The sequence below is a fragment of the Portibacter lacus genome (genome assembly GCF_021533215.1).
GTDB lineage: Bacteria > Bacteroidota > Bacteroidia > Chitinophagales > Saprospiraceae > Portibacter > Portibacter lacus.
The window spans coordinates 276226-282748 of the sequence record NZ_JAJNKA010000008.1 but is presented as its reverse complement, the minus strand read 5'-3'; the positions used below and the strand labels follow the sequence as shown (position 1 = coordinate 282748).

3 protein-coding genes are annotated in these 6523 nt (G+C 35.0%); 1 reads left to right on the top strand and 2 read right to left on the bottom strand.

Going from position 1 to position 6523, the window contains the following annotated elements; translation table 11 throughout:
• Nucleotides 1–122 precede the first annotated feature (122 nt).
• Entirely contained in the window at nt 123–689 is a 567-nt protein-coding gene (locus L2586_RS15455; RefSeq protein WP_235293827.1) for an alpha/beta hydrolase, read from the bottom strand.
• A 266-nt stretch (nt 690–955) separates the two neighbouring features.
• On the opposite strand from L2586_RS15455, the gene L2586_RS15450 reads away from it, so the two are divergent.
• On the top strand, nt 956–1582 hold the full coding sequence (locus L2586_RS15450) for a hypothetical protein (RefSeq protein ID WP_235293826.1): 627 nt from the start codon (nt 956–958) through the stop codon (nt 1580–1582).
• A gap of 581 nt (nt 1583–2163) precedes the next feature.
• On the opposite strand, the gene L2586_RS15445 is transcribed toward L2586_RS15450, so the two are convergent.
• Nucleotides 2164–6402, bottom strand: a complete 4239-nt coding sequence (locus L2586_RS15445) for a hybrid sensor histidine kinase/response regulator transcription factor (protein WP_235293825.1) — start codon at nt 6400–6402, stop codon at nt 2164–2166.
• Between the last annotated feature and the right edge of the window lie 121 nt (nt 6403–6523).

The following is a 6523-nucleotide window of genomic DNA, read 5'->3' as shown; positions in this document are numbered from 1 at the left end:
ATGATAAGAGCCCGATAGAATTTTCAAGCCGCCAACAGCCCCTTATTGGGGTTTTAAAACCCCAATAAGGGGCTGTACTAGAAATAGTATTTAAATTATAAACTGTATTAAGAAAGGTAAGTCTACATAATATACTGATATGATGGATCGAGAGCGATATAATTGTCAAACATTTCATGATTTTTGTTTAAAGTATTTATTACAAATAGTCCACCATAAGAATGCCCAATAATAGTTCTATAGTTTGCAACAGAATACCTATCTTGAATGAGTTTGAATAATTCATTTTCAATAAATTTTGAAAACTCAGAACCATGACCTGATTCTGATTCAAACTCAATTAGGTCATGAGTATAATTTTTAGTTCTATTTGTATTTACAATTCCAACCACTAGAGATTCAGGAATAATTTTATTGCCTTTTATTCCACTAAGAAAGTTTACGATTGCTGATACTAAATGAAACATATCTTCACCATCCAAAACATAGATTACAGGATATTTCTTTTCACCAAGTTTTGTTGAGTGTTTAAAATTTGGTTTGCTAATCAGTATTTGTCGATCTTCTTTTAGTATTTCAGAGTGTACTAAGAAGTTCTCATATTGATCGTATTCTTTTTTGATTGAGTTTGGCTTACAACCCATAAAAGTTATAAATAATATAATAAGATATTTTTCCAATTTTTTCATTATTTAATATTGGGTAACGGAATCGAAGCAAGCGGCGTTCCGAGGAACAAGGAATGATCGTCTTCGCTGCCTGTTAGATCTAGTTCTGAGTATGCCACTAGTTTAGTTAGTCGCTCCTTACTTCTGATTGAAACTAAATCTATCCTGTTTTAGTCTTTTTAAAAATTTTACTGATTTTAATGAATATCGATGTTTATATATCCTTACCAATAATAAAAGATGTTTTTCTTCGTATATAAGTCAGTATTACTTGTAGAACTAACTATATGAAAAACTATCGTTTTGTTATCGCATTTGTTACTATTTTAATTTGCTCTAGTATTTTGTTTGGTCAAAATAAAATAGGTATTTCTCATGAATCCTCGATTTTTTTTAACGACCCTTTTACATTAGCAATATACTATGACAAACCACTAAAAACCAGAAATCAAAGATTTATTTTATATACTCACCAATTCAGATGGGAGGAAACAAATAGTGATCATATCCCAGAATTTGAAGAGTATCAACATGAATGGCGTATGGGATTTAAATATGCTATTAACATAATCCCCGCACGATATCGTTTAATGTTTTTTTTGACTTCAGGTCTTGAGGTTGCCAATTATGAAAGCCAATCTTTGTATTTACCGTGGCTGACAAATGATTGGCAACGAATGAATGCAAAGATAAAGTCTATAAATTTCAGCAATGGAATTAATCTTGAATATCGAATTCCTATATTTAAAAATACTGAATGCATCATTGGTTATGCTCATTATGTGTTAATTGCTGAGCTGGGGGAAGAAAAAATACTATTAGATGATAAAATATATCGAGAGGGAAGTAGAAAGGGGTTTAGGTTTACAAGTGAAAATGCATTCAGGGTTGGGGTTCAATATCGTTTAGATTAATCAAATCCTACATTTATGGATACCAACAGAAGTTGTCTTTCATTCTTATTACATTAACAATCTAAAGTTGAATTTAAAATGTAGCGATCTCAACGTTTATTCTTGATACAGCTTCAGAAAGCATGATAACATCATTTGATAACTAATAATGCAAAAATTCTCACAACTTTAAATCTACCGACTAATTAAGGAATCCTATAATCTTTATAATTAGATATAGCTCCCCTCCATCCTTACTAATATATAAATCACTCCAACTTTCACAATCCCCATTCATTTATATGCCACCTATTCACTCCTACCCTTTCAGGTAATCACATTTTCCTTATCGCTTCTAACAATCTAAGAAGTATATTGAAAAATGGAAGATATACTCACCACCTGAATAAGCGCTAATATTTACAATGAAAGAAACAGCTCAGGGTAAAAAATGTGAATCTCCATCTTATACGTTAAGTGTCCTTGTAATCCACCTTCCTAACATTAACCTAAAAAAATGAAGCACATAGATCACCTGCACTTCTCCTAGAATGCAAAACAAACCCAATCACCAGATCTTATACCCAAAATAACACACATGATTAAAGCGCTGCATCTTCCACAACTTCTTCACTATTATGCTCCTCGATAAATTGCTTCGGTGTTTTGTCAAATAACTCTCTAAATGTTTTACTGAAATAGGCTCTAGAATTAAATCCCGTCATATATGCCACTTCCTTAATAGAATACTGCTGCCGCAACAAGAGCTGAGAGGCATATTTTAATCGGATCGTTCGTATAAAGTGACTTGGATTATTTCCTGTCAGGGTATTGATTTTTCGATATAACTGCGATCGACTTGTCCCAAGGTGGTTTATCAACTCGTCAAGACCAAAATCCTCGTTGATATTATCAATGACAAACTGGGTCGATTTATCTAAGAAGGCTTGATCAGAAGAATTACTGGTCAATTCAGATGCTGGGACGATTCCACCTAATGCTGCAAACTTTTCTCTTAATCGCTTCTTTTGTTCTAGCAAATTCTTAATCCGCGCACGCAAAACATACATGCTAAATGGTTTCGGTAGGTACTCATCTGCACCAGTATTGAACCCTTTTATCTTATCCTCATCTAAGATTCTTGCAGTCAGTAAGATAACTGGTATGTTACAAGTTTCTAAGTTATCCTTTATCTTAGAACACAATTCGAATCCATCCATCTTAGGCATCATTACGTCACTAATGATGATATCTGGAAAATGCTTAACTGCGAGTTCATATCCTTTAACACCATTACTCGCCTCGCGAACCTTGTAGAAATTCGATAGCTCAATCTTCAAATGCGTCCTTAGTTCTTGGTTGTCTTCCACGATTAGTAGCGTCGGTAGTGCTTCATTACTTAAGGTTTTTTCATTTTGATCTGTGGGTTCTTTATTTTCGTGATCTTGATTATTCTGAATGCTAAATTCATATTCGGCGGAGGTTACTGCATTCCGACCGAAAGCATAATTTTCCAGCACTTCCCTTTCATTAAGCTTCGTAACATGATCTTTGATTCTAATATTTATCGGCAACTTTACAATAAAACTACTGCCTTGGTTATAAACACTTTCTACAGCTATTTCTCCTCCATGAAGCTCAACTAAACTCTTGGTAAAATTCAGTCCTATACCTGTTCCGGCAATATTCTTATCTACATGAAAAAAGCGATTAAACACATTTTTCAGTTGCATTTTCTTGAACCCAATTCCAGTATCTTTCACCCTAATTTCTACGACATCTTCTAGGTCTTTCTTTAAGCTAAAAAAAGACTTTTTCTCATCGGATTTTATCAGGTCTACCTCTAAATCTACCTTGCCGCCTGGTTCCGTATATTTTATCGCATTAGATACTAAATTGTAGATTATCTTCTCTAATTTATCTGGATCAAAATGGCTTACGATTGAATTTTTATTCGCCTGGAAAGAAAAATCTAGCCCCTTCTTAATCATCAATCCTTCAAATTGCATAAACGTTTCGTTACAAAACTTGACGATGTCGCCTTCTATTACTTCCAATGTCGTTTTTCCCAAGTCCATTTTTCTAAAGTCCAAGAGTTGGTTGACTAGACTCAGTAATCGACGTACACTTTTATGGATGACTTCAGATGAGGACTTAACAATCTGTGGATTATTATATGACGTTAGAATCTTTTCCACCGGGTTCAGAATCAGTGTTAATGGAGTTCTAAATTCATGAGAGATATTGATGAAAAATTCAAGCTTCATTTGGTCAAGTTCTCTTTCTTTTTCTTCTCTGACTATTTTAGTATAATATCTAAGACCAAACCAGATCAATCCAGATATTAATAAAGCGTAAAGTAGATATGCCCACCAAGAAAGCCATGGCGGAGAAAGCACATGCACCTGGACCGAAGTTGCTTCTGCCTTTTCCCAATTCCCATCTAATGAGGCGCTGACTTCGAAAGTATAGCGACCTGGAGGTAAACTTGGATAATTCGCTGAACGATTAGAACCCACATTAATAAATTCATCATCTAATCCAAGCATTCTGTAAGCATATTGGACACGACTTGGATTCAGTAAATTCAACGCTAGAAAATCAAAAGTGATATAGTTCTCATCATGACGCAATGATATCGATTCCGTCTGTGAAATCGATTGCTCTAATATCTGATGTTTATTAAATAGGGCTTCTGGCTTAACCGATTCATTATATAATTTCAGGTCAGTGATGATCGGTTTCAGACTAGGTAAATCTTGTTCTATATCATCTGGATCGAAGTAATTAAATCCGTTAATTCCGCCAGCCAGGATTTTACCATCACTTGTTTTTGCTATTGATTTACTCTGAAACTCTAATCCTTGAACACCATCACTGGTGTTGAAATTTTTAAAAGAGTCTGTCGCTGGATTCAATTTGGAAATCCCCCTTTTCGTGGTGATCCATAGATGGCCATTGTGATCTTCTACAATTCCAACAATCAGATTATTAGGCAATCCATTAGCTGTCGTATACGTTTTAAGCAGTTGTAATTCACTATCTAGTTTGTGCAATCCTAGATCCGTCCCTAACCAAATATTTCCATGCTTATCTTCCGTGATGTAGTTAATCCGATTACCGTGAATCTTAGCTTCTTGTAATAGTTCGAATGACAGGTTTTCAGGGATATAAGTACTTAATTGATCTAAATCTATAATGTTCAGTCCCAACGCCGTTCCCACGAGTAATCGATTTTGAGAATCAATGAAAAGTGAGAAAACAAAATCACTAATTAAACTTCCTGCTTGTCCAGCTACATGGAGATATTTGTAAAAACGCTCCGTTTTCGGGTCGAACAAATTAAGTCCAGCGGTCTGCGTGCCTAACCACAATCTATTTTCATCGTCTTCTACACCGTGCCAGACTGTATTCTGCCCAATCGAGTACGGATTACTTGCATCGTTTTTGTACTGTGTAAAAGTTTTTGTCTCAGGGTTAAATCTCGTCAGTCCTCCATCCCAAGTACAAATCCATATATGACCATCTTTCCCATCCAATAAATAGAGTATTTTATCAGAACTTAAGGAATTCGTATTATTCACCTTGGCATGATAAGCCTTATAGGTTGAATTTTCTTTGTCAAATAAAGCCAAACCATTTCCATCGGTTCCGAGCCATATATTTCCATTGCGGTCTTCCATTACGGATTGCGCGATGGCTGAAGAATTCGAACTAATGCCATCAGGATCATAAAAGTGGTGGTTAAACAAAGAGGTCGATAGTGCCAATTTACTTACGCCTTTATTATAGGAAGCTAACCAAAAGATACCATCCTTATCTTCCAGAATTTTGGAAGGTTGATTATTAGGAAGTGAAAAAGGATTTTGCGGATTGTTTTCTACATGCTGTATAATCTCTCCTTCCTTATTGAGTAAATACAAGCCGAATCCATCCGTAGCGATCCATATCACACCATTGCTGTCTTCATAAATATCAAAAATAGGAATGTGTTCTTTGACAAGATTGGTCTGTCTAAAACTGTTGTCTTTCTGATTCCATATCGTCAAACTCGATAAATTATTTCCAATCCAGAAATTATTATCAGTATCTACCATGATGGATTTAGGAAGCTGACCTAATTTGTTAATGGTTGCTGCATCGATTAAAACTTTATCGAAGTCTTTCGATGCTTCGTTGTATTGGTTAAGATGGTCTCCACTCGTTAACAACCAAATCTGACCCAATTTATCTGATATGATATTCGTAACATCATTATTATCTATGCTTCTTTCATTGCTATTATCCGAAGTAAAATGGTCGAAGGTTGGTTGCAAGTAATTCTCATCATCACTCCCTACTAGCGTACTTCTAAAAACACCATTCTTAGTTGCAACCCAGAGCGAATTTCTTGAATGATCAAAATGTAGGTCATTAATGACTTCTTCGTATTGATCATCACTTTGCACTTCATCTTGTAAGCTGATTCTGTAGAAACGCTCTAGCTTTTTATCGAACATGTTCAAGCCATTGCTCGTTCCCACCCATAAGTGCCCACTATTATCCTCAATAATTGAATGTATCCTATTATTACTGATCGAGTGTGGTGAGTTTAATAGTGGTCGATAAGTAGTGAAATTATAGCCATCATATTTGTTCAAACCATCGATGGTTCCAAGCCAGAGGAAGCCGTCAGCATCTTGAAATATCTCTACACATGTACTACTTGCTAAGCCATCTTCAGTTGAAAACTTTTCAAATTTCAGGTGATTATATTGACAAAAAAGAATAGTGGCACATAGCATACTAACCAATGTGCTTATCGATTTTTGTAAAAATTTCTTTGTTGTTCTTTTTTCCATACAACGATTAATACGTACATCGTCCAAATAGGACGTGCGATCCAGTGATTGTCCTTGATAATGAGAACGTGCATTGTCTCAAAAATGATAATCTCATGCACTGAAACCTAATATTTATGGG